The sequence below is a fragment of the Falsiroseomonas sp. genome, assembly GCF_030695085.1.
Lineage (GTDB): Bacteria > Pseudomonadota > Alphaproteobacteria > Acetobacterales > Acetobacteraceae > Falsiroseomonas.
This window is the reverse complement of the sequence record NZ_JAUYTS010000083.1, coordinates 1-26083: the sequence shown is the minus strand read 5'-3', so window position 1 is coordinate 26083 and position 26083 is coordinate 1. Positions and strand designations below refer to the sequence as shown.

27 protein-coding genes are annotated in these 26083 nt (G+C 70.8%); 20 read left to right on the top strand and 7 right to left on the bottom strand.

The features are described 5' to 3' along the window. Positions 1-17: 17 nt before the first annotated feature. From Q8S40_RS10105 to Q8S40_RS10095, 3 genes are read right to left on the bottom strand one after another with little or no spacing between them, the layout of a single operon-like run. Positions 18-1424 carry an NAD(P)/FAD-dependent oxidoreductase gene (locus Q8S40_RS10105; protein ID WP_305670280.1) on the bottom strand — a complete coding sequence of 469 codons (1407 nt, stop codon included), beginning with the start codon at positions 1422-1424 and terminating at the stop codon, positions 18-20. Next, a complete protein-coding gene (locus tag Q8S40_RS10100) occupies positions 1421-1717 on the bottom strand; it encodes a (2Fe-2S)-binding protein (protein WP_305670279.1) in 297 nt (98 codons plus the stop codon). Before Q8S40_RS10100 ends, Q8S40_RS10105 begins: the two co-directional genes overlap by 4 nt. After that, on the bottom strand, positions 1701-2837 hold the full coding sequence (locus Q8S40_RS10095) for an FAD-binding oxidoreductase (RefSeq protein ID WP_305670278.1): 1137 nt from the start codon (positions 2835-2837) through the stop codon (positions 1701-1703). The genes Q8S40_RS10100 and Q8S40_RS10095 overlap by 17 nt, the downstream gene beginning before the upstream one ends. 66 nt (positions 2838-2903) lie before the next feature. Between Q8S40_RS10095 and Q8S40_RS10090 the strand changes: the two genes are divergently transcribed. The 3 genes from Q8S40_RS10090 (at position 2904) to mscL (ending at position 6348) form a co-directional block, all read left to right on the top strand. Beyond that, positions 2904-4424 carry an ABC transporter substrate-binding protein gene (locus tag Q8S40_RS10090; protein WP_305670277.1) on the top strand — a complete coding sequence of 507 codons (1521 nt, stop codon included), beginning with the start codon at positions 2904-2906 and terminating at the stop codon, positions 4422-4424. A gap of 66 nt (positions 4425-4490) precedes the next feature. Next, complete coding sequence (locus tag Q8S40_RS10085) at positions 4491-5786, top strand: M20 family metallopeptidase (RefSeq protein WP_305670276.1); 1296 nt, start codon at positions 4491-4493, stop codon at positions 5784-5786. A gap of 76 nt (positions 5787-5862) precedes the next feature. Beyond that, on the top strand, positions 5863-6348 hold the full coding sequence (gene mscL / locus Q8S40_RS10080; RefSeq protein WP_304807833.1) for a large conductance mechanosensitive channel protein MscL: 486 nt from the start codon (positions 5863-5865) through the stop codon (positions 6346-6348). On the opposite strand, the gene Q8S40_RS10075 is transcribed toward mscL, so the two are convergent. Both Q8S40_RS10075 and Q8S40_RS10070 read right to left on the bottom strand, forming a co-directional pair. Continuing rightward, positions 6305-7222 carry a BMP family ABC transporter substrate-binding protein gene (locus Q8S40_RS10075; RefSeq protein WP_305670275.1) on the bottom strand — a complete coding sequence of 306 codons (918 nt, stop codon included), beginning with the start codon at positions 7220-7222 and terminating at the stop codon, positions 6305-6307. The two genes, mscL and Q8S40_RS10075, sit on opposite strands and share 44 nt — an antisense overlap. Then, a complete protein-coding gene (locus Q8S40_RS10070; RefSeq protein WP_305670274.1) occupies positions 7219-8196 on the bottom strand; it encodes a tripartite tricarboxylate transporter substrate binding protein in 978 nt (325 codons plus the stop codon). Before Q8S40_RS10070 ends, Q8S40_RS10075 begins: the two co-directional genes overlap by 4 nt. A 104-nt stretch (positions 8197-8300) precedes the next feature. On the opposite strand from Q8S40_RS10070, the gene Q8S40_RS10065 reads away from it, so the two are divergent. The 11 genes from Q8S40_RS10065 (at position 8301) to Q8S40_RS10015 (ending at position 17829) form a co-directional block, all read left to right on the top strand. Further along, the gene (locus Q8S40_RS10065; protein ID WP_305670273.1) at positions 8301-9038 is read left to right on the top strand and encodes an aspartate/glutamate racemase family protein; all 738 of its coding nucleotides are present in this window, start codon (positions 8301-8303) and stop codon (positions 9036-9038) included. Further along, positions 9038-9391: a hydroxyisourate hydrolase gene (locus tag Q8S40_RS10060; protein ID WP_305670272.1), complete on the top strand. Its 354-nt coding sequence runs from the start codon at positions 9038-9040 to the stop codon at positions 9389-9391. The genes Q8S40_RS10065 and Q8S40_RS10060 overlap by 1 nt, the downstream gene beginning before the upstream one ends. Continuing rightward, positions 9388-10305: a polysaccharide deacetylase family protein gene (locus Q8S40_RS10055; protein WP_305670271.1), complete on the top strand. Its 918-nt coding sequence runs from the start codon at positions 9388-9390 to the stop codon at positions 10303-10305. Before Q8S40_RS10060 ends, Q8S40_RS10055 begins: the two co-directional genes overlap by 4 nt. Next, on the top strand, positions 10302-11033 hold the full coding sequence (locus tag Q8S40_RS10050) for an aspartate/glutamate racemase family protein (protein ID WP_305670270.1): 732 nt from the start codon (positions 10302-10304) through the stop codon (positions 11031-11033). The genes Q8S40_RS10055 and Q8S40_RS10050 overlap by 4 nt, the downstream gene beginning before the upstream one ends. Before the next feature lies 1 nt (position 11034). Then, positions 11035-11946, top strand: coding sequence for a TraB/GumN family protein (locus tag Q8S40_RS10045; protein ID WP_305670269.1), 912 nt, complete (start codon positions 11035-11037; stop codon positions 11944-11946). A gap of 54 nt (positions 11947-12000) precedes the next feature. Continuing rightward, on the top strand, positions 12001-12999 hold the full coding sequence (locus Q8S40_RS10040; RefSeq protein WP_305670268.1) for a tripartite tricarboxylate transporter substrate binding protein: 999 nt from the start codon (positions 12001-12003) through the stop codon (positions 12997-12999). Between the two features lie 95 nt (positions 13000-13094). Further along, positions 13095-14069 (top strand): tripartite tricarboxylate transporter substrate binding protein, encoded by a 975-nt coding sequence (locus tag Q8S40_RS10035; RefSeq protein ID WP_305670267.1) that lies wholly within the window; start codon positions 13095-13097, stop codon positions 14067-14069. A 37-nt stretch (positions 14070-14106) separates the two neighbouring features. Further along, entirely contained in the window at positions 14107-15417 is a 1311-nt protein-coding gene (locus tag Q8S40_RS10030) for an MATE family efflux transporter (RefSeq protein WP_305670266.1), read from the top strand. A 39-nt stretch (positions 15418-15456) separates the two neighbouring features. Next, positions 15457-16587, top strand: coding sequence for an acyl-CoA dehydrogenase family protein (locus Q8S40_RS10025; protein ID WP_305670265.1), 1131 nt, complete (start codon positions 15457-15459; stop codon positions 16585-16587). After that, the gene (locus Q8S40_RS10020; RefSeq protein WP_305670264.1) at positions 16584-17351 is read left to right on the top strand and encodes a 3-ketoacyl-ACP reductase; all 768 of its coding nucleotides are present in this window, start codon (positions 16584-16586) and stop codon (positions 17349-17351) included. Before Q8S40_RS10025 ends, Q8S40_RS10020 begins: the two co-directional genes overlap by 4 nt. A gap of 10 nt (positions 17352-17361) precedes the next feature. Continuing rightward, positions 17362-17829 carry a MaoC/PaaZ C-terminal domain-containing protein gene (locus tag Q8S40_RS10015; RefSeq protein ID WP_305670263.1) on the top strand — a complete coding sequence of 156 codons (468 nt, stop codon included), beginning with the start codon at positions 17362-17364 and terminating at the stop codon, positions 17827-17829. On the opposite strand, the gene Q8S40_RS10010 is transcribed toward Q8S40_RS10015, so the two are convergent. Together Q8S40_RS10010 and Q8S40_RS10005 are read right to left on the bottom strand one after the other, a co-directional pair. Then, complete coding sequence (locus Q8S40_RS10010) at positions 17806-18825, bottom strand: Gfo/Idh/MocA family protein (protein ID WP_305670262.1); 1020 nt, start codon at positions 18823-18825, stop codon at positions 17806-17808. The two genes, Q8S40_RS10015 and Q8S40_RS10010, sit on opposite strands and share 24 nt — an antisense overlap. Then, entirely contained in the window at positions 18822-19553 is a 732-nt protein-coding gene (locus tag Q8S40_RS10005; RefSeq protein ID WP_305670261.1) for an enoyl-CoA hydratase/isomerase family protein, read from the bottom strand. Before Q8S40_RS10005 ends, Q8S40_RS10010 begins: the two co-directional genes overlap by 4 nt. Positions 19554-19616: 63 nt before the next feature. Here Q8S40_RS10005 and Q8S40_RS10000 point away from each other — a divergent pair, with 63 nt between their 5' ends. The 6 genes from Q8S40_RS10000 to Q8S40_RS09975 all read left to right on the top strand — a co-directional run. Continuing rightward, positions 19617-21155, top strand: a complete 1539-nt coding sequence (locus Q8S40_RS10000) for an acyl CoA:acetate/3-ketoacid CoA transferase (protein ID WP_305670260.1) — start codon at positions 19617-19619, stop codon at positions 21153-21155. Then, the gene (locus tag Q8S40_RS09995; RefSeq protein ID WP_305670259.1) at positions 21152-21589 is read left to right on the top strand and encodes a MaoC family dehydratase; all 438 of its coding nucleotides are present in this window, start codon (positions 21152-21154) and stop codon (positions 21587-21589) included. Before Q8S40_RS10000 ends, Q8S40_RS09995 begins: the two co-directional genes overlap by 4 nt. 84 nt (positions 21590-21673) lie before the next feature. Next, a complete protein-coding gene (locus tag Q8S40_RS09990; protein ID WP_304807798.1) occupies positions 21674-22672 on the top strand; it encodes a TRAP transporter substrate-binding protein in 999 nt (332 codons plus the stop codon). 76 nt (positions 22673-22748) lie between these two features. Next, a complete protein-coding gene (locus Q8S40_RS09985; RefSeq protein ID WP_304807796.1) occupies positions 22749-23264 on the top strand; it encodes a TRAP transporter small permease in 516 nt (171 codons plus the stop codon). A 41-nt stretch (positions 23265-23305) separates the two neighbouring features. Continuing rightward, on the top strand, positions 23306-24583 hold the full coding sequence (locus Q8S40_RS09980) for a TRAP transporter large permease (RefSeq protein WP_305670258.1): 1278 nt from the start codon (positions 23306-23308) through the stop codon (positions 24581-24583). A 100-nt stretch (positions 24584-24683) separates the two neighbouring features. Further along, positions 24684-26083, top strand: a 1400-nt coding sequence (locus Q8S40_RS09975) for an ABC transporter transmembrane domain-containing protein (protein ID WP_305670257.1), incomplete at its 3' end; no start/stop codon positions are given.

Genomic DNA, 26083 nt, shown 5'->3' with positions numbered 1-26083 from the left:
CGAGGCCGGCGCCCGTCTCATCCCGCCAGCGCCGCCAATTCGCCGAGCGTCAGCGGCTTGGTCGGGAAGCGGGTGCGGAACGGGTCCACCTCGCCCCCCGGCACGCCACGCGCGGCGGCGATCACGCCATGCACCGCCGGCCCGCAGATGCGCCCCTGGCACGGCCCCATGCCGGCGCGGGTGAAGGCCTTGGTCTGGTTGGCGCCGAGGCAGCCCAGCCCGACCGCCTGCCGCACCCGCCCGGCCGTCACCTCCTCGCAGCGGCACAGGATGGTCTCATCCGGGATGGCGGCTTCCGGCAGCGGCGGGAACATGGCGTCGAGAAACGGCCGCGGGGCGAGCTGGCGGTCGCGCAGCAGGCGCAGCGGACCAGCACGGCCGTCGCGTTCATCGGTCGTGATGCGGCCAAGCGCGCGCGCCGCCTCCAGCGCCGCGATGCGGCCGGACAGCGCCGCGGCGCGGGCGCCGCCGATGCCGCCCGAATCGCCCGCCACCATCACGCCGGCCACCGCGGTGTTGCCCCAGAGGTCCAGCGCCGGCCGCCAGCAGCGCTGCACCGGGTCCCAGCCATGCGTCAGCCCGGCGATGGCCCGCGTGACCTGCGTATTCGGCACCACGCCATCATGCAGCAGCAGCAGATCGGCCGGGTGGGCGACGCCATCCACCAGCATGCGTGCGAGCTGCCCCTCGCCTTCCGCGCGCAGCTCCCGCGCCTGGATCACCCGCGTCGCGCGCTTCACCCGCTGCTGCCAGACCAGGCCGCGCAAAAGATATTCCGGCGCCTTCAACGCGCGCAGCAGGTGCGGCCGCGCCCGCGAGAACCCGCCCGGCGGCGACAGGTCGATGATGCCGGCGATCTTCCCGCCCTTGGCCAGCGCCTGCACCGCATAGAGCCACAGCAGCGGCCCCTGCCCGGCCAGCCAGACATTCCCCTCCGGCACCAGCCCCGCCGTCTTCAACGCGATCTGCGCGGCGCCGACGCTCATCACCCCCGGCAGGGTCCAGCCGGGGATCGGCAGCGGCCGCTCCGTGGCACCGGCGGCCAGGATCAGCCGCTCCGCCTGGATGCTGCGCGCAGCACCGCTCTCGGACCAGAAAACCTTGCCGCCCGGTTCCACCGCCCAGAGGGTGGCGCCGGGCCGGTACTGCGCGCCGGAAGCCCGGAATGCCGCCGCCAGCTTGGCGCCGTCCTTGTCCTGGCCGTCAGAAACGGCGCCCTTGGCCAGACGCGCCTCGACCGCGCGATGCACCTGCCCGCCCGGCGCGCCATTCTCATCCAGCACCAGCACCCGCATGCCATGCGCGCGCGCCTCGGTCGCGGCCGCCATGCCGGCCGGGCCGGCGCCGAGCACCAGCAGATCCACCGTCTCCGCCACCGGCGCCACCGCCTCCCGCCCGGCGGTCCATTCGTCGGCGACGCTCATGCCGCATCTTCCTCGAAGCTGCGGGCGCCGTGCTGAATTCCGGCGACCAGTCCAGGCGTCACCGGCACCAGGCAGGCCTGCATGTTCTGCACGCCCGCCACCTCCACCAGGCAGTCGAAGCAGGCGCCCATCAGGCAAAGCGGGCCGCGCGCCGCACCCGTCACCGGCGTCTCCCGGAAGCTGGTGATGCCGGCGGCGAGCAAGGCCACGGCCAGGCTCTCCCCTTCGCGGGCCGGCAGGTCACGCCCCTCCCAGACGATGGTGCAGTCGGTGGGTTCAGTGCGACGAAACATGGGTCATCCCAAGGAAGCGGTCCGGGTGCAGGTCGCGCGCATGGTCCGGCAGCGCGCCGGTCAGGATCGCCTCCGCCAGCGGTCCGGCATGCACGGCGGCGAGCGTGACGCCGGAATGGCAGGTGGCGACGAAGCAGCCGGGATGGGTGGGGCTTTCGGCATAGGCGGGAAAGCCATCCGGCGTCATCGGCCGCAGCGCCGCCCAGCCCCGCACCATCCGCGCCTGGCCGAGCACCGGCAGCACCCGCAGCGCGCGGGCCGCCATGCGGGCCAGGGCGGCGGTGGTCGTCGCCGTCTCGAAGCTGCCGTCATCCTCGCTGGTCACGCCGATCTGCACCGTGCCGTCGCCGGTCTGGCGGATGGCGCTGGCGGGCAGCGGCAGGATCGGCGCCAGGCGTTCGGTGACGATATTCTGCCCGCGCACCGGCCGCACCGGCACGTCGAGGCCGATCAGCGCCGCGATCGGCGTGGTCTTCACCCCGGCGGCCACCACGATGCGCGTGGCGCAGACCTCGCTGCCATCGGCGCGGGTGATGCGGTAGCCACCGGCCACAGGCTCCACCGCCTGCACCGCCGCGCCGGGCAGATGGGTGCCGCCGGCGGCCCGCATGCCGGCCTGCAACCCGCGCAGCAGGGTCAGCGGATCGACATGGCCATCGGCGGGCTGGAAGCTGGCGCCAAGCACCTCCGGCCCCAGCGGGCAGCCGGGCATCAGCTCGGCCAGTTCGCGCCGGTCCAGCATCCGCAGGCCTTCCTGGCCCTGGTTGTGCATGCGCTGCACGAACAGGCTGCGCGCCGCGAATTCACCCTCATCCAGGCAGAAGGTCAGCCCGCCCACCGCGCGATACTGCACGTCCCGCCCCGCCAGAACCGAGGCGCGTTCCGCCAGCACGGGCCACAGCCCCACGCTCTGCCGCGTCCAGGCGGCATAGGCCGGCATGCCATCGCCCTTGGATTGCGACCAGACCAGCCCGAAATTGCCGCGCGCCGCGCGCAGCGCGACATCGCCCTCATCCAGTATGGCGACCCGCGCGCCACGTTCGGCACAGCCGAAGCCGATGGCCGAGCCCACCATGCCGCCGCCGATGATCGCCACGTCAAACATATCAGGGGAAGACATGCTTGCGAGGGTGGCGCGGCCCGGCCCATCCTGCAAGCCGGGAAGGCTCTCGGAAGGACAGAACACATGCGAAGCACGCTGCTGGCCGTTGCCCTGGCGCTTGCGCTGCCGCTCACCTTGCCCCCGGCCGGGCAGGCGCAGACCCTGCGGGTCGGGCTCATCGCACAGGATATGGGCACCACGGACCCGCACCGGGCCAGCGCGACGCAGGACAAGGCGCCGCTCGCCTGGGCCTATGACGGGCTGGTACGCTTCCCGCCCGGCTCCGCCGACCCGGCGAAGCTGGAGCCGGATCTGGCGGAGCGCTTCACCCGCAGCGCCGATGGCCTGACCTACACCTTCCACCTGCGGCCCGGCGTGCGCTTCCATGATGGCAGCCCGCTGGAAGCCGAGGATGTGGTCTTCTCCCTGCGCCGCGCCGCGGACAGCGCCCGCAGCGCCTTCGCCAGCAGCTACGCGCCTATGACGGCGGTGGAGGTGGTGGACCCGATGACGGTGCGCGTCACGTTGAATGAGGCGGTGGCCGGCGCGCTCGGGCTGTTCGCCAACTACCATGGCGGCATGATCGTCTCCCGCCGCGCCGATGCCGGCGGGCAGCCGCCCGGCACCGGGCCGTTCCGCCTGGACCGCGCCGGTGGCGGTGCCGCGCGGATGCTGGCCTTCGACGATCATTGGCGCGGCCGCCCGGCGATCCGTGAGATCGACCTGCGCTTCATCACCTCCGACGCGACGCGGGAACTGGCCTATACGGCCGGGGAGCTGGACCTGTTCATCGGCCGGCGCGAACAGCGATGGGTGGCACGGATGAAGGCGCATCCGAATACGGTGGTGGAGGTCTTCTCCCCCGGTGAATTCCGCACCCTGCTGATCAGCAGCCGCAGCGCGCCGTTGAATGATGTGCGGGTGCGCCGTGCGGTGCAGCACGCGATCGACACGCAAGGCATCGCGCGCTTCGTCGGGCTGGATGTCGCGACCCCCTGGGCCAGCCCGGTGCCGCCCGGCTACCTCGGCGCGACGGAGGATGTGCCGCGCTTCCCGCACGACATCGCCCGCGCCCGCGCCTTGCTGGCGGAAGCCGGGCACCCGGATGGCGTGACCATCCGCGCCGTCGTCTCCTCCAACTCCGCGCAGCAGCCGATCATGGAGGTGATCCAGGCACAGCTGCGGCGCGCCAATATCCGGCTCGACATGGATGTGGTGGAACACGCCACCTACCACGCCCGCATCCGGCAGGACCTGTCGCAGCTGACCTTCTACGGCGCCGCGCGCTACCCGGTGGCGGACAGCTATCTGAGCCAGTTCTACCATTCGCGCAGCGCGCCCGGGCAGCCGACCATGTCGCTGAACTTCGCCCATTGCAGCGCGGCGGATGCCGAGATCGACGCGGCGCGGGCGGAGCCGGATGAGGCGAAGCAGATGGCGCTGTGGGCGACCGCGCAGCGCAAGGTGATGGAGGCCGGCTGCAGCCTGCCGCTGTTCGACCTGAAGCAGGTCTGGGTGCGCCGCAGCGGCCTGAACCTCGGCTACCGGCTGGAGGGAGCGCTGAACCTGGGTCCGGCGATCACCGCGGCCACGCGCCTGGAATGAGAGGGCCCCGGTTGCCCCGCCCACCACCTTCGCTAAGGTCGTGCCCCCGCAACCCAGGGCGACTCCATGACCGATATCGCGACACGTGTGGACCAGGCAGCCGAAGCAGGGGGTGAGGCAGCCGTGGTCTTCCTGCGCGACCTCATCCGGCTTCAGGCGGGCGGGGAGGAAGCGGTGCAGGCCCGCGTCGCCTCGGCCTTCGAGGATCTCGGCTGCATCGTGGAGACCCGCCGGTACCATCCCGCCAGCATCGTGCTGCGGGAGGAATTCGCCAGCGAGACCGCCATGGCGACGGAGGAACGCGCCGCCGTCATCGCCCGCTTCCCCGGCAGCGGCGGCGGCCGCAGCGTGATCTTCTTCGCCCATCCGGATGGCGAGGCCTTCCAGCCCAACCATGGCTGGCTGCACGACCCGATGGCCGGCGAGATCGACAATGGCCGCATCCATGGCTGGGGCGTGGCCGATGACCTGGCGGGCGTCGCCACGATGGTGGAGGCGCTGCGCGCCGTGCGTGCCGCCGGGCTGACGCCGAAGGGTGATGTCATCCTGACCTCCACACCCTCGAAGCGCCACGCGCGCGGCGTGCATGCGCTGCTCGCCAGCGGCATCACCGCGGATGCCGCAGTATATCTGCACCCGGCCGAATCGGGCATCGGGATGCGGGAGGTGAAGGCGCTCGCCTCCGGCCAGCTCGTGTTCCGCATCGTGGTGAAAGGCCGCCTGCCGGCGACGCAGGAGCCGGGCCACGCCGCCTTCGCCCACACCGCGATCAACCCGATCGACAAGGCCACGTCGGTGCTCGCGGCCCTGAAGGCGCTCGATGCGAAGCGCGGCGCGCGGGTGCATCACCCGGCGCTGGATGCCGCGGTCGGGCGCAGTACCAACCTGCTGGTCGGCGACTTCAAGACACTCGGCGATGGCCGCGCCGCGCGCGTGCCGCCGGCCGTGCAAATCTCCTGCGCCCTGTCCTTCCCGCCTGGTGAGAAGCTGGCCGATGTGCAGGCGGAGGTGGAGGCCGCGCTGGCCGAGGCGGTGGCCGCCGATGCGGACCTGATGCTGGAAACCAGCTTCCTGTCCGGCGTCACCGGCGCCGAGGTGCCGCTCGACCACCCGCTGTGGATCGAGACGAGCGAGGCGGTGCGCCGTGGCACCGGCACGCTGCCGGAGATCAACCCGATGCACACCTCGTCAGATATCCGCAACCCGATGGTGCAGTCGGGCATTCCCTGCGTCGGCCTCGGCCCGCTCTGTGGCGACCTGACGCAGAATGGCGGGCGCGACGAATGGGTGGATGTGGCGGATTACCGTCGCGGGGTCGCCGTGGTGGCGGCGCTGATCACCGGCTGGTGCGGCGCCGCCTGACCGGGGCAGGCGCGGCTTTTTGCGTGGCGCGGCGGCGTGTGGCAACGCACCCTGCCGCCCCCTTCAGGAGCTGCCCATGAGACCCCCGATCACCATCAACGAACCGGCCTGGCTGGCGGAGTTCAAGGCCTTCATCATGCGCGGCAGCGTGGTGGACCTGGCCGTCGGCATCGTCATCGGTGCGGCCTTCACCGCCATCGTCGGCAGCCTGGTGGAGGATCTGATCAATCCCCTCATCGGCCTGATGATCGGCGGGATCGACTTCTCCAACGTCTTCCTGGTGCTCAGCGGCGAACGCCAGACCACGCTGGAAGCGACGCGCGAAGGTGGTGCGGCCGTGCTGGCGGTGGGCCGCTTCATCAACGCCATCATCAAGTTCCTGATCGTGGCGATGGCGATCTTCTGGCTGCTGAAGGCGCTGACCCGGCTGCGTGTGCGGCAGGAGGCGGTGAAGGGGCCGAGTTCCACCGACCGGTTGCTGGCGGATATCCTGGCGGAGCTGAAGGCCAGGCCGCCCCTTACGGCGCCCACTCCGCCCCCTGCCACGCCTCCGGCACCCTGACCGCACCCTCCAGCACCGCCGCGCGCAGCGCATCCAGGCGTGCGGCGAGCCCGGCCGGCACATCGGCCGCCAGCGCAAGCCGCACCGCCTCCGGCGCCTCCAGCCCGATGCGGCGATCGGTGAAATCGCCGGCCAGGAAGGCCTCGATCGCCGCCTGCATCGCCACGCCATTATCGGCGATGGCGGAGGCGAGGAACACCGTATCCTCCACCGTCCAGTCGCGCACATTGCCGATGGCGCGCATGCCCGCTGCCTTGCAGGCCGCGATCGCCCCGGCGCGGCCACCATCCAGCATGGCGAAGTTCAGCGTGGCGCCCGCCGCCGCCTGGCCTGCGATCCAGCGCGCCGCGAGGTCCGGGTCGTGCTGGTTGCCGCAGAAGCCACTCAGCAGCCGCGCATCAGGGTTGGCATGAGCGAGGCCCGCGGCGAAGCCGGCGCGCCCGCGCAGGCCGGGTGGAACCGGCTCGCCCGACAGATGCGCGGCGATCCCGCCAGGGGCGATCCACCAGCCGGCCAGCGCCCCGGCGAGGAAGGCCGATTGCTCCTGCAGCACCTCGAATCCCGCGATGTTCGGGCCGGTGATGCGGCCCTGGGTCACGGCGAAGGCGACATCCGGGAAGGCCGGTGCCACGGCGGCCACCGCCGCCTCCCCCTGCCCGCCATGCGCCACCACCAGATCCGCCCGCGCCGCCGCGGCCTCGATGGTCACGGTGCGGCGGGCGGGATTCGGCTCCCACATCGTCTCCAGCCGCACCGGCAGGGCGGCGGCGCGGGAAAGGCCCTGCACGCCCGCGGCGTTGAAGGCACCGATCTCCAGCGGGTCCGTGCCCGGCCGCCCGAACAGCACGGCGACAACCCGGGGCAGGCTGCTCATTGCGCGGTGAGGCCCAGCGCCTTCACCGCGCCGCCGACCACGCGCACCTGATCCGCGACGAAGCCCGTGAATTCCGGCTGGGTCATCGGCCGCACCGCGATGCCGTGTTCCAGGATACGGGTCTTCATCATCGGCGCATCGAGCGCGGCCGCCACCTCCCGGTGCAGCGTGGCGACGATGGGCGCAGGCAGGCCGGGCGGGCCGGCGAGGCCGAGCCAGTTCTCCGCCAGCAGGCCAGGGAAGCCGGCCTCCGCCGTGGTCGGCACCTCCGGCGCCATCTGCTGCCGTGTGGGGGCGGTGATGGCGATGGGGCGCAGGCGTCCGGCGCGGATGTTCTCGACATTCTGCGGCAGCGTGTCGAAGGACAGCGGAATGGCGCCGCCGAGCAGATCCGCCTGCATGGGTGCGCTGCCGCGATACGGCACATGCGTCAACGCCGCGCCGGTGCGGCTTGAGAAAGCCTCGCCGAAGATATGGGCGACGGAGCCGGCGCCGGAGCTGCCATAGGCGGGCGGCGCCGGCTGCGCCTTCATCCAGGCGACCAGCCCGGCGAGGTCCGTCGCCGGCACCAGGCGCGGGTTCACCAGGATCACCAGCGGCGTCGCGCCGAGATAGGCGATGTGGGTGAAGCCGGCGACCGGATCATAGGGCACATTGGCATATATGGGCGGGGAGGTGACGATCGGCGCGGTGTTCGACAGCAGCAGCGTCAGCCCATCCGCCGGCTGTGTCGCGACATAGGCCGCGCCCAGCGTGCCGCCGGCGCCGGGGCGGTTTTCGACCATCACGCGCTGCGGCAGGCGCTGGGACAGCACCTCCGCCAGCACACGGGCGACGATGTCGGAGGACCCGCCGGGCGGGAAGGTGACGATGATGCGGATCGGCCGCGCCGGCCAGGCTGGCTGCGCGCGCGATTCATTGCTGGCGGCAAAGGCGGCGAGTGCCGCGATAACGGGCAGATGGCGTCGGCGCATGGGCAGGATCCTCGATCGGACCGCCAGCGACGCAATTGCCGTGCCGCGCGATGCCGGTGCAGGCTGGCCGCATGAACGCCCAAATCCTGATGCCAGACCGTTTGATGCCCGAGGCACCCCGCCTGCTGGCCAGCATCCTGCCCTCCGCCAACACGGTGGTGGAGCGCACCACCCAGGCGCTGCTGCGCGACCTGCCGGGCGTGATGCCGATCTTCACCCGCGTCGCCAAGCGCGGCGCCGTGGACCCCTTCCCGGACAGCTATGACTGGGATGCGATGATGCAGGCCGCCGAATTGCTGGCGGATGCGAAGCCGGATGCCATCATCTGGTCCGCCAGCAAGGGCGCCGTGATCGGGCTGGAGCATGACCGCGCGCTGGTGCGGCGGGTGCGGGACGCCACCGGCCTGCCCTGCACCACCTCCGGCCTCGCCTTGCTGCGCGCGCTGGAACTGCTCGGCGCCACGCGCGTCGCGCTGATCGGGCCGCATACGGCGGAGTACAACCGGCGCGCCGCCCGTGGCCTGGCGGCGGAGGGGGTGGAGATGGTGGCGGAGGCCAGCCTCGGCATCACGGACAACCTGGCCTTCGCCTCGGTGGGTTATGGCGCGGTGGCGGCGCTGGCGCGGCAGGTGGCGCGGCCGGGGGTGCAGGCAATCATCCTGTGGAACACCAATTGCGCCGGCGCGCCTCTGGCCGCGGCGCTGGAGGCCGAGACCGGAATCCCGCTGCTGGATGCCACGGCGCTGGGCGTCTGGGGCGGGCTGGGCGCGGCCGGTATTCCGGAAACCCCTGGCCGGGGGTGGGGGCGGTTGTTTACCCTGCCCGCAAAGGGGAGTGGCTGATGTCGGCTGGTATTTCGGTGCATGCGGTGGATGTGGCCAGTGGGCGGCCGGGCCTGGGGATGAAGGTGGAAATCCACCGCATCCTCCCCGATGGCAGCCGGCAAGCCGTGGCGGAAGGCCGGCTCGGGGCCGATGGCGCGCTGCACCACCCGGTGACGAAGGGCGAGGGCGTGCAGGAAGGGGTGCATGAGGTGCTGTTCCATATCGGCGCCTTCTTCGCCGAATCGGCCAGCCCGCCACCGCCCTTCCTGGAACTGGTGCCCTTCCGATTCCGCGTCTTCGACGCCAGCCTGCATTATCACCTGCCGATCAAATTCACCCCCTGGGGCTTCTCGCTGTATCGCGGCGCATGAGTGCGCTGCCGGCCGGCCTCCCTGGGGGCATGCCCCCCGCCAGTCGCGACCTGGCCGGCCGGGCCGGCGCACCCATTGCCGCGTCCTGGCCCGGCGGCGCGAAGCTCGCCTTGTCCTTCGTGGTGAATGTGGAGGAAGGGGCGGAACTGGCGCTGACCTCCGGCGATGCCCGCAACGAGGCGACCTACGAAGCGCGGGAGGAGGTGGTGGGCCACCCCGACCCCTGCATGGAAAGCCACTTTGGTTATGGCAGCCGCGTCGGGCTTTGGCGGATCCTGGATGCCTTCGATGCGCATGGGGTGAAGGCGACCTTCTCAAGCTGCGGGCGCGCCGTGGCCGCGACGCCGGTGCTGGCCGCGGCGCCACATGCGCGCGGGCACGAAATCTCCGCCCATGGCTGGCGCTGGGAAAGCCATGCCGGAATGCCGGAGGACACCGAGCGCGCTGTCATCGCCGCCACCGTCAGCGCCATCCGCGACGCCACCGGCGAACGTCCGGTCGGCTGGCACACGCGCAGCGCGTCCTCCATCAACACGCGTCGCCTTCTGCTGGAGGAAGGCGGCTTCCTGTATGACAGCGACACCTACGACGACGACCTGCCCCGGCGGCACGGCGCCAGGCATGTCCGCCTGCCCTACGCCTTCGACACCAACGACATGCGCTTCGCCCCCGGCGGCGGTTTTGTTCATGCCGAGGATTTCTCGCGCTATTGCATCGCGGCGATCGACTGGCTTTTGGCCGAAGGCGCGCCGCGCATGCTCTCCATCGGCCTGCATCTCCGCATCATCGGGCGCCCGGCGCGCATGCCCGGCCTGGCCGCGGTGCTGCGGCATGTGGCGGGGCGCGAGGATATCTGGGTGGCGCGGCGTTGCGACATCGCCCGCCACTGGCTGACGCAGGAGACGCGGATTTGAGACTGCTGGTGGTCAACAGCAACACGACCGAGAGCGTCACCACCCGCATCGGCGCCGCGGCGCGCCTGGCGGCTTCGCCCGGCACGGAGATCGAGGCGGTCTCCGCCCCCTTCGGCCTGCCGCTGATTGTCACGCGCGCCGATTGGCTGGTGGCGGGGCCGGCGACCCTGGCGGCGCTGGCCGCACGGCGCGGCAGCTACGACGCTGCGGTGATCGCCTGCTTCGGCGACCCGGGCCTCGATGCCGCCAAGGAATTGCTGGACGTGCCGGTGCTCGGCATCAGCGAGGCCGCCTTCCACGCCGCCGCCATGCTCGGCCGCCGCTTCGGCGTGGTGTCCTTCACCGCGGCGCTGCGGCCGATGTTCGAGGAGTGCCTGGCGCATCACGGCCTGGCTGGCCGCTGCGCCGGCTTCCGCATGGGCCCCGCCTTCGCCGGCGACCCCGGGCTGGTGGCGGAGCAGCGCGCCGAATTGCTGGTGGATCTCTGCCGGCAATCGGTGGAGCAGGACGGGGCGGAGGCGGTGATCCTGGCCGGCGGGCCGCTGGCCGGCCTGGCGCCGATCATCGCGGATCGCGTCCCGGCGTCGCTGGTGGATGGTACGGCCGCGGCGGTGCGAATGGCGGAGGCCCTGGTCGGCCTGGCGCCACCGGGCGCCGCCCGCGCCAGGCGGCCGCGCGCGCTGACGGGCTTCGCGCCGGAAATCGCCGCACTGTACAGCGCGGGCTGAGATGCGCCGGCTTTTCCTGCTGCTGGCGCTGCTCGCCGCGCCGTCCGCCCATGCGGACACGCTGGCCGGCTTTCGCATCACCCCCGCCGGACGCGACGCGCCCGCCTCCCTGCTGATCCCCGGCTCGCATCAGGGCGAGGCCGGGCTGCCCTCCCCCGCGCCCGCCATCTTCGAGGGCCGCGCCGCGCTGCTGCTGGAATCGGTGCAGGAGACGGAGGATGTCAGCGACCTGCTGCGCGCGCCGCGCGGCTTCGAGGTGCTGGCCCCCTTCCCGCCCGCCCAGCGCCGACTGCTGGAGGCCGCTTCCGCCTGCGCACGCCTCGGCGTGGAGCCACTCAGCCCGATCGGCCTGTTCCTGGCCCTGATCGTCGCCAGCGCGGACCCGCCCTGCCCCGGCCTGCCCGCGCCACAGGCCACATCAAACGGCCCGCCCTCCGGCGGCGACCCGGCGCTGCGCGCCCTGGCCGAGGCGCGCGGCATCCCCATCGAGGGGCTGGAAACCCGGCGCGAGCAGCTGACGGCGCTGCAACGCATGGGCGGTGACGCGCTGCTGCGACTGGTCGCGCGGATGGTGGAGGAGATGCAGGCAAGCCGGCCGCCCGATGGCCGCTCCAACCTCGATGCCGCGATGGTCCAGGCGCTGCTGGCCGGGGATTTCGCGGCGCTGCGCACGCACACCCTGGCCACCATGGCCGCCGACCCGCCACTGCGCGCCGCCTTCGCCCGCTTCATGCTGGATGAGCGCAGCGCGCTGATGGCGAGGCGCCTGGCGGCGCGGCTGCCGCGCGAAAGCCTGGTGATCGGCATCGGCGCCGCCCACGCCAGCGGGCCGCAGGGCGTGGTGGCGCTGCTGCGCCAGGCGGGCTTCACGGTGGATGCGGTCCGCATCCCCGCCTTGCCGCCGCCGCCCTAGCCCACAAGGCACGGCATTTGCATCCGGGTCCGTCACAAGACCCGGAGAGACACCATGACCACCCGCCGCCAGCTTCTCGCCGCTGCCATCGCATCCCCGTTGACCGCCCCCCTGGCCGCCTCCCTCGCCGCCCCTGCCCTGGCCCAGGGCGCCTGGCCGAACCGCCCGGTCCGCATCATCAATCCCTATGCCCCCGGCGGCACCAGCGACCTGATCATCCGGCCGCTGACCGAGCGCCTGGAACGCGCCTTCGGCCGCCCCTTCGTCGTCGAGAACAAGCCCGGCGCCGGCGGCACCGTCGCCACCGCGGAAGCCGCCCGTGCCACGGCGGATGGCCACACGCTGCTGATCTCGAACACCGGGCCGCTGGCCGTGGCGCCTTCCCTGTTCCGCAACCTGGCCTATGACCCGCAGCGTGCCTTTTCCTGGGTCAGCCTGCTCGGCGGCGCGCCCATCGTCTGTGCGGTGAAGGGCGACAGCCCGCTGAACACGCTGGCCGACTACAAGGCGATGGCCGCCCAGGCGCCGGAGACGGTGTCCTTCGGTTCCTCCGGCGTCGGCTCCGTCGGCCACCTGACCGGCGTGATGTGGGCGATGGAGGCCGGGGTGCAGATGCTGCATGTGCCGTTCCGTGGGGCTGCGGAGGCGCAGCAGAACGTGCTTGGCGGCAACACGACGTCCTTGTGGGATACCTCCGGCGCCAATGCGCCGGCGATCCGCGCCGGGACGCTGAAGGCGCTGGCCGTCTCCTCGCCCGAGCGGGTCAGTGCCTTGCCGGAGGTGCCGACGCTGGTGCAGGGCGGCTTCCCCGGCTCCGTCTCCACCAACTGGTTCGTCATGGCGGCACCTGCCGGGCTGGACCCCGCCATCGCGGCAAAGCTCAACACGGAATTGCAGGCGGGGCTGGCGGACGCCGCCATCAAGACCCGGCTGGAAAGCATTGGCGTGGTCTCGCTCGGTGACCTCAGCGCGGCGCGGATCGGCGAATTCGTCGCCGCCGAGGCGGCGCGCTGGGCGCCGGTGGTGCGCGCGGCAGGCGTGCAGCCGAGCTGACGGCATCGAGAGGGGGCGCATCCGCATCGCGTGCCCCCTTCGCGCCGCAGCATCGGGGTGCCAGCATGTCATGGCACCTTTACGAGTGATTGCGGATGCCTGAGCTTCTTCGGCGCGGCCTGCTCGCCTTGGCTGCGTCAATCCCCGGCCTGGCCGTGGCCCAGAGGGCGCGCTGGCCGAATCGCCCGCTGCGCCTCATCGTCCCCTTCCAGCCCGGCGCTGCCCCGGATCTGCTGGCGCGTGCCTACGCCCCGCGACTGGCGGAATTGCTCGGGCAGCCCGTGCTGATCGAGAACCGCGCCGGCGCCAGCGGCCTGGTCGGGACGGAGGTGGCAGCGCGCGCGCCGGCCGATGGTTACACATTGCTGCTGGCCAATGCCTCCGTTCTCGCAATCAGTCCCGCCATCCGCACCAACCTGCCCTATGACCCGATCGGCAGTTTCGATCCGGTGGCACTCGTCGGCACGGACGACAGCGCGCTGGTGGTGCGTGCCGACTCGCCCTTTCGGCGCGCGACGGATGTGCTGGCGGCGGCGAAGGCCTGGCCGGATGGGTTGAGCTACTCCTCCGGCGGCATCGGCAGTTCCACGCATATGGCAGCCGAGTTCCTTCAGCAGATGGTGGGGGTGGACCTGCTGCACGTGCCCTATCGTGGCAGCCCCCAGGCGCTGGCGGGCATGCTCACCGGGCAGGTGGATATGACCTTCACCACGATGAATGCGGCGATGGCGGCGGTGCGGGGCCGCGCGGCGCGCGCGCTCGCCACGACCGGCGCGACCCGCGACCCGTTGCTGCCGGATGTTCCGACCTTCGCCGAGCTGGGCTTCCCCGCCTACGAGGCGAGCGGCTGGCTCGGCTTCGTGGTGCCGGCGGGCACGCCGCCGGACATCGTGGGCGAGCTGGCCGGCGCCATCAGGCAGGTTGCGGCCCAGCCAGGCACCGCCCGGCGCGTTGCGAGCCTCGGCATCAAGCCCATCCTCAGCACCCCGGCCGCCTTCCGTGCCATCCTTCCCCCGGAGATCGCCCGCTGGAGCGAGGTGGCGCGCCAGGCCGGGGTGCAGCTGGAGTGATCCGGCGGCGGGCAGCCCACGTTAGAATGCTCGTGCCATGATCATGGCCAGGCTGCGGCGCATCGGCGCGCTGGCGGCGCCGACTGCGGTGGTCGCGCTGTTGCAGGTGTTCGGGCAGCTGTTCGAGACCTGGCTGGCGGCGCGGCAGGGCACGGCGGCGCTGGCGGGCTGGGCCACGGTGCTGCCCTTCGCGCTGCTGATGCAGATGATGTCCACCGGCGCCATGGGCGGCGGCGTGGTCTCCGCCATCGCGCGGGCGCTCGGCGGCGGGCGGCGGGACGAGGCCTCCGCCATGGTGCTGCATGCCGGGCTGATCGCACTCGCCGCCGGGCTGATCTTCGCGCTGCCGCTGGCGATCTTTCCGCGTGCCATCTTCGGCGCCATCGGCGGGGCGGCGGTGGCGGAGGCCGCTGCACCCTATGCGATGTGGCTGTTCGGGGCCGGGGCGGTGCCGGTCTGGATGACCAATACGCTCGCCTCCGTCCTGCGCGGCGGCGGGCGGCACGCGCTGGCGGCGCGGGTGCTGGTGCTGGCCTGGCTGGCGCTGCCGCCGGTGAGCTGGGCACTGGCGGAACCGCTCGGCATGGGGCTGGCGGGGTTGGGGGCCGGCATCGCCCTGGTATTCTGGGTGGCGACGCTGGCGATGGGCTTGGTGGTGCTGCGCGGCGGCGCCGGCTTCGTGCCGACGCTGCGCATCAGGCCGAGGGCGGCGGTCTTCGCCAAGATTCTCTCCGTGGGGCTGGTGGCGAGCGGGCTGGCGGTGGTGGCGAACCTGTCCACCATCCTGGTGACGGCGCAGATGGCCACTTATGGCGCCGTGGCGGTCGCCGCCTATGGCATCTCCGCCCGGCTCGAGTTCCTGATGATCCCGCTGGCCTTCGGCATCGGCTCCGCGCTGACGGCGCTGGTCGGGCGCGCGGCGGGCGCGGGGGATTGGGCGGAGGCGCGGGCCCTGGCCTGGACCGGCGCCGCGATGGCGCTGCTGCTGACCGGCACGGCGGGGCTGGTGGTGGCGCTGTGGCCGGTGCCGGTGGCGTCGCTGTTCACGGATGATGCGGCGGTGCTGGCGATCGCGGCGCGCGGCCTGGCCTATGTCGGCTTCGGCTTCGGCGGCTTCGGGCTGGGCATGGCGCTGTACTTTGCCAGCCAGGGCGCCGGGCGGATGGGCTACCCGGTCGCCGGCGCGCTGTCCCGGCTGCTGTTGGCCGTGGGCGGCGGGGCGCTGCTGGCGGGGCCGCTGGGCATGGGGTTCGAGGGGCATTTCCTCGGCGTGGCGCTGGGCATCACCGCCTATGGCGCGGTCACCGCACTCGGCGTGCGCCGGGCAGTCTGGCCGGGACGCGCCTGACACGGCAGGATGGGCCCCAAGAATTGGGGGAACGCCGCATTGGCCTTATCAGGGGAACTCGCCGCCCTGCGGGAGACGGCGCGCCGCTTCGCTGAAGCGGAAGTCGCGCCACGCGCGGCAGATCTGGATGAGACGGAAGCCTTTCCGGCCGACATCTACCGCGCGCTCGGCCGGCTCGGCCTGCTCGGGATGACAGTGCCGGAGGCGCTGGGTGGCGCGGAGGCCGGGGTGCAGGCCTATGCGATCGTCATGGAGGAATTGTCCCGCGGCTATGCCAGCGTGGCGGACCAGGTGGGGCTGGTGGAATTGCTCGGCACGCTGCTGTCCGAACATGGCACGCCGGCGCAACAGGCGCGCTACCTCACCCCGCTGCTGCGCTACGAGACGAGCTGCGCCTATGCGCTGACGGAATCCGACGCCGGATCGGACCTGGCCAATCTGAAAACCACTGCGCGGCGGGACGGCGCGGATTGGGTGCTGAACGGCGAGAAGATGTGGATCCATATGGCGCCCCGCGCGGATTTCGCCGCGGTGCTGGCGCGGACCGACCCCGCCGCCGGGCATCGCGGCATGTCGATCTTCCTGGCCGATCTGAACGCGCCGGGCGTGGAGCGGCTGCGGGCGGAGCACAAGATGGGCCAGCGCGCCTCCCCGGTCGGCGGGCTTCGCTTCACCGACGTGCGGCTGCCCAGCGAGGCGCTGCTGGGGCCGGAAGGGCGCGGTTTCCACATGATGATGTCGGTGCTGGACAAGGGCCGCATCGGCATCGCGGCGCTCGCGCTCGGCATCCTGCAACGCGCGCTGGAGGAAAGCGTGAGCTACGCGAAGCAGCGGGTGCAGTTCGGCAAGCCCATCGCGGAACAGCAGGCCATCCGCTTCCTGATCGCCGACATGGCGAAGGACGCGCATGCGGCGCGGCTGATGGTGCGCGATGCGGCACAGGGCATGGATGAAGGTCGTCGCGTGACGCTAGAGGCCAGCATGGCGAAATGCTTCGCGAGCGACGCCGCCGTGGCGCGCACCGCGGATGCCGTGCAGATCCATGGCGGCACCGGCTACATTCGTGGCGTGACGGTGGAGCGGCTGTATCGCGACGCCAAGATCACGCAGATCTACGAAGGCACCAACCAGATCCAGAGGGTCATCATGGCACGCGAGATTCTTTCGTGACGCGCCCCGTCGCACTCGTCACCGGCGCGCGCCGCGGCATCGGCCGGGCCGCCTGCGTGGCGCTCGCCGCCAAGGGCTATGATGTGCTCGGCTGCGACATCGGCGCCGATGGGTTCGATGAAACCGCGCAGGCGGTGGAGGCCGAGGGCGGCCGCTTCGCCTGGCACCTCTGCGACGTCTCCGACCTCGCCCAGATCGAGCTTCTGGTCGACTGGGCCTGGCAGATCTGGGGCGGGGTGGAGGTGCTGGTGAACAATGCCGGCGTCGGCGCCATGCAGCGCGGCGACCTGCTGGAGGTTTCGCCCGAATCCTGGGACCGCTGCCTGGATATCAACACCCGCGCGCCCTTCTTCGTCTCCCAGCATGTGGCGCGGCGGATGGTGGCGGAAGGCGCGCCGCAGCGTGGCAACCGTTCGCTGGTCTTCATCTCCTCCGCCAATGCCGCGCTGGTCAGCGCCGACCGCACCGAATACAGCGCAAGCAAGGTCGCCGTCAGCATGGTGGCACGCTGCTTCGCCGTGCGCATGGCGGAGGAAGGCGTGCCGGTCTACGACATCCGCCCCGGCGTGATCCGCACGGACATGACGGCCGCCGTCACCGCGCGCTACGACCAGCGCATCGCCGACGGGCTTTCCCCGGTGAAGCGCTGGGGCGAGCCGGAGGATGTGGGCCGCGCCATCGCCGCCCTGGTCACCGGCGCCATCCCCTTCTCCACCGGCGATGCCTTCCACATCGACGGCGGCCTGCATCTGCATCGCCTCTAGGATTGGGGCTATGAAAATCGACCCCGCGCTGCTGCGCTATGAACAGGTGGAGCCGGGCCTCGTCATCGAGACCGGCGGCATCACGGTGACGGAGGCGCATATCGTCGCCTTCGCCGGGCTGACCGGCGATTTCTTCGACATCCACATGGATGATGATTATGCCCGCGGCCTCGGCTATCCCGGCCGCGTCGCGCATGGGCTGCTGGGGCTGGCACTGTGCGACGGGCTGAAGAACCGCGCGCCGACGCGGTTTGCCGCCATCGTCTCGCTGTCCTGGCGCTGGTCCTTCACCGGACCGATCCTGGTGGGGGATCGCATCGCGGCGCGGATCACCGTGCTGTCGAAGCGCCTGACGAAAAATCCGGCGCGCGGCATTCTCACCATGGGGTTCGACCTGACCAATCAGAAGGGTCAGGTCGTGCAGAAGGGGGAGAACGACATGATGGTGCACACCCTACACATCGACGAAGGCGCCTGATTCCGAACTCCGCAGAATCGCCTCGATGGCGTGCAGCACGGGCAGGCCGGTGGTGCCGTCATTCATCGGCGCGCGGCGCTGCGTGATGGCGGCGCAGGTCTCGGCGATCATGGCGCGGTGCGGGCCGTGGTCGAAGGCCATCGGGTCGGCGCCGCCACCGCCGGCCATGGCACCTTCCACGATCTCCACCGGGCGGCCCTTCACGTGCAACTCCAGCCGTTCCGCCACCAGGGACGCGCTGCCGCCGGTGCCGGCGATCTCGACGCGCTCGGGGTAGCCCGGCTCCGCCACCGTGGTCGCATCCAGCGCGCCGATCGCACCGCTGGTGAATTGCAGCGCGGCGCAGGCCATGTCCTCCGTATCGATGGCGCGCAGGCCACTGGTCCTGGCCAGGGCACCGACGCGCGCCAGCGGCCCCGCGATGTGCAGCAGCAGGTCCAGCGTGTGGATCGCCTGGGTCAACAGCACGCCGCCGCCATCGCGCGCCTTCATACCGCGCCCGGCCTGCGCGAAATACGCCGCATCGCGCCACCAGCGGATGGAGGCCGAACAGGACAGCAATGTGCCAAGCTCACCGCCCGCGACCGCCTGCTTCAGCCGAAGTGCCGCCGGCCGGAAGCGATGCTGGAACACCACGCCAAGGGTCACGCCGGCCTCCCGCGCCAGCTGCACCAGCGCCGCGCCTTCCGCCGCGCTGCGTTCCAGCGGCTTCTCCACCAGCAGGTGCTTGCCTGCCGCCGCCGCGGCCTGCGCCACCGGCAGATGCGCGCCGGGCGGCGTCAGCACCAGCACCAGGTCCAGCCCGGGCGCGGCCAGCAGCGCGTCCTGGCTGCCAAACACCGGCGCCTTCCAACGCAGCGCGAAGCCGTCCCGCCGTTCGGCGCTGGGCGAGAAGCCGCCGATTAGCCGCGCAGTTCCGGCCGCTTCCAGATCGCGGATCGCCAGCATGTGCGGCTGGGTCGCCATGCCCAGCCCGACAATTCCAATGCCGATCATCGTCCCGGTCCTTCCCGCATGGCTGCCAGGCACAGCACGTTCATCTCGTTCTCATAGGCGAGCCCCGCGGTCAGCGGTGCCTCCAGCGATTGCCGGACCGCCGCCTTCACCGCCTGCACCGCCACCGGGCTGAGCGCCGCCAGCCGGGCGCACAGCGTTCGCGCCGCATCTTCCAGCGCCGCATCCGGCACCAGCTGTTCCACCAGCCGCAGCCGCAGCGCCTCCGCCCCGTCGATCGGCTCGCCGGTCAGCAGCAGCCGCATCGCCTGGCCGAAGCCCGCCACGCGCGGCAGCATCTGGGAAGCGCCGCCGCCGCCGACCCAGCCGCGCGTCACCTCCGGAAAGCCGATGCGGCTGGATTCGGCCGCGATGCGGATATCGGCGGCCAGCGCCAGTTCGAAGCCGCCGCCCAGCGCCCAGCCCTTGATGGCGGCAACCACCGGCTTGCGGATGGCACGCACGGCGCCGGGGTAGTCCGGCCGATGGCGGAAATCCCAGGCGGTCGGAAAGGCCTCGATGGCGCGCAGATCCATGCCCGCGCAGAAGGCCCGCGTCCCGGCGCCACGCAGCAGCACCGCGCGCACCGCATCATTGGCATTGATGGCGCGCGCATGGTGCATGAGCTGTTCCGCCATCGCATTGGTGATGGCGTTGTGCTTCGCCGGGCGGTCGAGCGTCAGCGTCGCGACGCCCTCCGCCACCTCCAGCGTCACCTGGCCGTCTTCCATCCCGTTTCCTCCCACGCACCGCACCGCTAGACTGGCGGCAACACGGTTGGGGAAACGGGCGCAATGCGCAAGGTCACGGCGCAACAGGCGGCATCGCTGGTGCGGGATGGCGACACGCTGCTGATTGGCGGCTCCGGTGGTGGGCATGCCGTGCCGGACGCGCTGCTCGCGGCGCTGGGCGAACGCTTCCGCGACTCCGGCGCACCGCGCGGCCTGACGGCGCTGCATCCGGTGGGCGTGGGCGATGGCGGGTCCCGCGGTCTCGGCCATCTGGCGCAAAAGGGTTTGCTGCGCCGCAACATCGCCGGCAGCTACGTGAACAGCCCACCGATCGGCGCCATGGCCCTGGCCGATGAGATCGAGGCCTGGTCCCTGCCGCAGGGCGCCCTCAGCCAGTTGATGCGCGAAATGGCCGCTGGCCGCATGGGCCTGTTCACGAAAACAGGCCTGCACAGCTTTGTCGATCCACGCCTCGGCGGCGGCCGCCAAAGCCCCTCCGCCAAGGAGGATCTGGTGGAACTGGTGACCGTGCGCGGTGAGGAGATGCTGTTCTTCAAACCCTACCATGTGGACATCGCCTTCCTGCGCGGCACCACGGCCGATGAGGATGGCAATGTTTCCATGGAGCAGGAGGCGGTGACGCTCGAGATGCTGTCCGAGGCGCAGGCGACGAAGCGCTGCGGCGGCATCGTCGTGGTGCAGGTCAAGCGCATGGTCCGCCGCGGCAGCCTGCATCCGAAGATGGTGAAGATCCCCGGCATCCTGGTGGATCTGGTGGTGCTGGCGCCGGAGCAGGAGCAGACCTTCCTCACGCCGTATTCGCCCGCCTATTCCGGCGAATTCCGCATGCCGCTGGATGATATTCCCCGGCTGAAACTGGATGCCCGCAAGGTGGTGGCGCGGCGCGGCACGCTGGAGTTGTTCCCCGGCGCCATCTGCAACCTCGGCTCCGGCATCTTCACCGGCATCGCCAATGTGGCGGCGGAGGAAGGCTGCCTGGACGCCATCTGCCTGACCAATGAGCAGGGCAATATCGGCGGCGCCCCGGCCTCGGGCGGCGAAGCCGGGGCGGCGATGAATCCGGACGCCACGGTGGACCAGCCCTACCAGTTCGATTTCTACGATGGCGGCGGGCTCGATCTCGCCTTCCTGTCCTTCGCGGAATTCGACGCGGCGGGCAATGTGAACGTCTCCCGCTTCGGTGGGCGCATCATCGGGCCGGGCGGCTTCATCAATATCAGCCAGAACGCGCAGCGCGTGATCTTCGGCGGCACGCTGACCGCGGGCGGCAAGCCGAAGGCGGTGGCGCAGGTGGAACAGGTCACCTTTTCCGGCGCCTTCGCCCGCGAACGCGGCCAGCCGGTGCTGTATGTGACGGAAGCCGCCGTCTTCCGCCTGGGCGAGACCGGCCCCGAGCTGACGGAAATCGCTCCCGGCCTGACGGTGGAGGAGGTTTGCGGCCGCATGGGCTTCCGGCCGGCCATCGCGCCCGATCTGCGGGAGATGGAGGCGCGGCTGTTCGCGGAGGCGAAGATCGGGCTCGCCGCGCATATCGCCGGCCGCCCCGCCAAGCCTGCCTCGCCGCGCCTGGCCGCGCTGTGACGCTCGGCCTGGAAATCGGCGCGGAGGCGCGCTTCAGCAAGACGGTGACGGAACGTGACCTGCTGCTGACGGCGGAGATCACCGGCGACCACGACCCGCTGCATGTGGACGCGGCCTATGCCGCGACCACCGCCTTCGGCCAGCGAATCGCCCATGGCGCGCTGGTGCTCGGCGTGCTGTCCGCAACCGCGTCGGAAATCGCCCATCGCGCCATCGCGGCGGGCTGCGCGGGCATGCCGGTTTCCCTTGGCTATGACCGGGTGCGCTTCCTGGCGCCGGTGTTCATCGGCGATGTGCTGGGGGCGGAATACCGGGTGGAGGCGCTGGACGCGGCGCGCGGGCGGTCGGAAGCCGCTTGCACAGTCGTGAACCAGAAGGGGGAGACCTGCCTGGTCGCCCGGCACATCATGAAATGGGTGCCGGCCGCTGGGTAACTGGGCAGTTTCCAGCGCGGCGGGACCGGGCTAAACTAGGCGGGCAACCGGGCATATGACCCGCAACCAAAGGGGAAGCTATCCATGGAACGTCGTGCACTGCTCGGCGGCCTTGCCGCTGCAACCGGCCTTCTTGCCACGCCGCATGTGGCCCGCGCTCAGGCGCCGATCACGCTGAACGGCGCCAGCCAGTTCAACGAGGAACATGTCTTCACCCGCGCGATGAAGCACTTCGCCGAGAAGGTGGTGGAATATTACGGCCGCCCGGTGAACTTCGTCTGGCACCTCAACAGCTCCCTCGGCCTTGAGAAGCAGTATTTCGAGTATATGTCCGCCGGCCGCGCCGTGGATTTCGGCATCGTCAGCCCGGCGCACATGTCCACCTTCAGCCGCGCCGCGCCGTTCATCGACGCGCCCTTCCTGTTCCGCGACCTGGCGCATTGGAACAAGGTGCTGGACGGGGACATGCTGAAGCCCGTCTCGGACGAGGTGGAGCGTCGCGCCCGCGTCGCCCTGATCGGCTATGCCGGCGGCGGCACGCGCAACATCTTCTCGAACCGCCCGGCCACCAACATGGCGGAACTGCGCGGCCTGCGCGTCCGCGTGCAGGGCGCGCCGATCTGGTCGCGCACCTTCCAGGCGATCGGCATGGCGCCGCAGGTCATCGCCTATAACGAGGTCTACAACGCCATCCAGAACAACGTCATCCAGGCCGGTGAGAACGAGGCCGCGGGTGTCGAGCAGATGCGCTTCTACGAGGTCGGGCCGAACCTGATCATGACGGAGCACGCCATCACCGTGCGGCCGCTGTGCTTCTCCGCCCAGACCCTGTCCCGCCTGCCGGCGCCGCTGCAGGAAGCGATCCGTCGCGCAGGCCGCGAGGCCGGCGTGTTCGGCCGCAACGCCGAGAGCAGCGAGGACGCACAGAAGATCACAGCGCTGGAATCCGCCGGTCGCCTGAAGAAGATCGCCTTCACCGAGCGGGCGCAGATGAACGCCGCCGTGCAGCCGGTTATGGAAGCCTATGCGAAGGAGATCGATGCGGACCGCATCTTCTCCGCCATCAACGCATTGACCTCCTGACTCCCCAGGGCGGGGCGCCGCGCGCGCCCCGCCCTGCCTTTTTCACCAAGCCCGAAATCGAAGGATTCCCAGCCGCATGCCGCCACCGGGCGCGCGCGGATTGTTCCGCCGCATCACCGCCTTCTATGCGCGTTTCCTCGAAGTGCTGCTGGTTGTCACCGTCGTCGGCATCATCCTGCCGGTCACCATGCAGATTTTCGCACGCTTCGTGGATTTCATCCCGCGCTACATCTGGACCGAGGAGCTGGCGCGTTTCCTGCTCGTCTGGATGATCATGATCGGCGCCATGCTTGGCGTGCGCGAAGCCACGCATTTCAACGTCGACCTGTTCTACAACCTGCGCGGTCGCGCCAAGGCGGCGATGGACATCCTGGCTTCGCTTTTCGTGCTCGGCTTCGCCTATGTCTTCATCGTCTATGGCTGGGAATTCACCGATACCGCCTGGTACCGGATCAGCGAGCTGGCGGAACTGCCGCTCTGGACCATCCACATCGCCTGGCCGATCGCCGGCGTCACCTGGGTGATCTTCGCCGGCGAACGTGTGTGGGACGACCTGCAGATCCTGCTGCACGGTGAGAAGGCGGAACACTGATGGGCGGCAATGTGTTGGCCACGGGCGATGCCGCGTGGATCATGTTCGGTATCTTCTTCACCCTGCTGGCACTGCGCGTGCCGGTGGCGGTCTCGCTCGGCATTGCCTGCCTGCCGGCCTTCATCCTGGAAGACCGCCTCTGGCCGATGATCCTGGTGCAGGAGACGTTCAACTCCTACAACTCTTTCATCCTGCTGGCGGTGCCCTTCTTCCTGCTGGCCGCGAACCTGATGACGGCCGGCGGCATCACGGACCGGTTGGTCACGCTGTCCAGATCCATGGTCGGCCACCTGCCGGGCGGCCTGGCGCAGATCAATGTCGTGCTGTCCGTGTTCTTCGCCGGCATCTCCGGCAGTTCCACGGCAGACGCCGCCAGCCAGGGCCGCGTCTTCATTGAGGCGCAGATCAAGGAAGGTTATTCGCCGAGCTTCTCGGTGGCGATCACCGCGGTGTCCTCCGTGCTCGCCGTGGTCATCCCGCCCTCGATCCTGATGATCGTCTGGGGCGGCGTGCTGACCACTTCAATCGGCGCGTTGTTCCTGGCCGGCATCCTGCCCGGTCTGATGCTGGCGATGTCGCAGATGGGCACCGTCCACGTCTATTCGAAGATCCGCAACTACCCGACCTACCCCAAGGCGACCTGGGGCGAGCTTGGCTACGCGCTGTTCATCTCGATCCCGGCGCTGATGACGCCCTTCATCATCATCGGCGGCAAGATCTTCGGCTGGTTCACCCCGACGGAGGCCGCCTGCATCGCGGTGCTCTATGCGCTGGCGCTGTCGCTGCTGGTCTATCGCAAGCTGGATATGCGCGGGCTGTATGACGCCTTCAGCCGCACCGGCCGTTTCGCCGCCATCACGCTGTTCGCCGTCGGTACCGCCAGCGTCTTTGGCTGGCTGATGGCCTTCTACCAGATCCCGCAGGCGCTGCTGGCGGGCGTTTCCTCCTGGGAGATGGGGCCGATCGCGGCCGGGTTCTTCATCGCCGCCACCTTCCTGGTGGTGGGCTGCTTCCTGGATGCGATTCCGGCCATCATCATCGTCGGCACCATCCTGCAGCCAATCGCGGCGGCGGCGGGCATCCACCCCGTCCACTTCGCCATGATCAGCATCGTCTCCCTGGCTTTCGGGCTGGTGACGCCACCCTATGGGTTGTGCCTGCTGATCTGCTGTTCCATCGCCGGGCTACGGCTGGTGGATGTGCTGAAGGACGTGATGATCATGCTGGTGCCGATGTTCCTGGTGCTGGTGCTGCTGATCCTGTGGCCGGACATGGCGCTGATGATCCCGCGCTTCCTCGAGCCGGGGTTCATGGAGTAGCCGCCCGGGACAGGGCAGCCCGGTTGCGAAACGGCGGGGCGGGGCGCATTTAGCGGGGGTGTCCATTGCCCCCTCCCCCCGCCCACCGGCGGCCGCACCCGTGGCCTCGCCCGCTGCCTCCTTGGGGCTGCTGCTGCCGCATCTGCGGCCCTATCTGCCGCGCGCCCTCGCCGCCGGCTTTGCACTGATCGCTGCCTCCGGCCTGACGCTGGCGCTCGGCCAGGGCTTGCGGCAGTTGATCGACCGCGGCTTCACCGGCGGCGCCAGCGCGCTGGACCAGGCGGCGATCTTCATGGGCAGCGTGGTGGCGCTGCTGGCCGTCGCCACCTCCGCCCGCTTCTACCTGGTGTCCTGGCTGGGGGAGCGGGTGGCGGCCGACCTGCGGCGGCGGGTCTTCGACCATGTGCTGTCGCTGTCGCCCAGCTATTTCGAAACGGCGCGCACCGGCGACATCCTGTCCCGAATGACCGCAGATGTGGCGCTGCTGCAATCCCTGATTGGTTCCGCCATCTCCATGGGGCTGCGGAACACGCTGACCGGCCTTGGCGCGCTGGCCATGCTGCTGGCGACCAGCGCCAAGCTGGCCGGCATCGTGCTGGCCGTGCTGCCGCTGGTGATCGTGCCGCTGGTGGTGTTCGGCCGGCGCGAACGCCGGCTGTCCAAGGTGGCGCAGGAACGCGTGGCGGATCTGGCCGCGACGGCGGAGGAGGCGCTGAACGGGCTGCGCATCGTGCAGGCCTTCACCCACGAGCCGGAGGATCGAAGGCGCTTCTCGCGGGAGGTGGAAGGCTCGGTCGCCGCGGCGCTGAAGCGCATCGCCTCCCGCGGCTTCCTGATCCTGGCGGTAATCCTGCTGGGCTTCGGCGCCATCACCTTCAGCCTGTGGGTCGGCGGGCATGATGTGGTGGCGGGGCGGATGACGGGGGGCGAATTGACCGCCTTTGTCTTCTACGCCGTGCTGCTGGCCTCCTCCGGCGCCTCGATGAGCGAGCTGTGGGGCGAGATCCAGCGCGCCGGGGCGGCCGCGGACCGGCTGCTGGAACTGCTCGCCGCCCGGCCGGACATTCCCGTGCCGGCCAACCCCACTCCGCTGCCGCAGCCGGCACTGGGGCGGGTTGTCTTCGAGAACATCCGCTTCGCCTACCCGACCCGCCCCGGCCAGAATGCGCTGGAGGATTTCTCCCTGGTGGTGGAGCCGGGGGAGACGGTGGCGCTGGTCGGGCCATCGGGCGCCGGCAAGACCACGGTGTTCCAGTTGCTGCTGCGCTTCTACGACCCGCAATCCGGCCGCGTGCTGGTCGATGGGGTGGATGCGGCGCAGGCGGAGGTGGCGGCGCTGCGCGGCCGGCTCGGCCTGGTGCCGCAGGACCCGGCCATCTTCTCCACCTCCGTTGCCGAGAACATCCGCTATGGCCGGCTGGATGCGACGGATGCCGAGGTGGAGGCAGCGGCGGTGGCCGCGGCGGCGGATGACTTCATCCGCAAGCTGCCGCAGGGCTA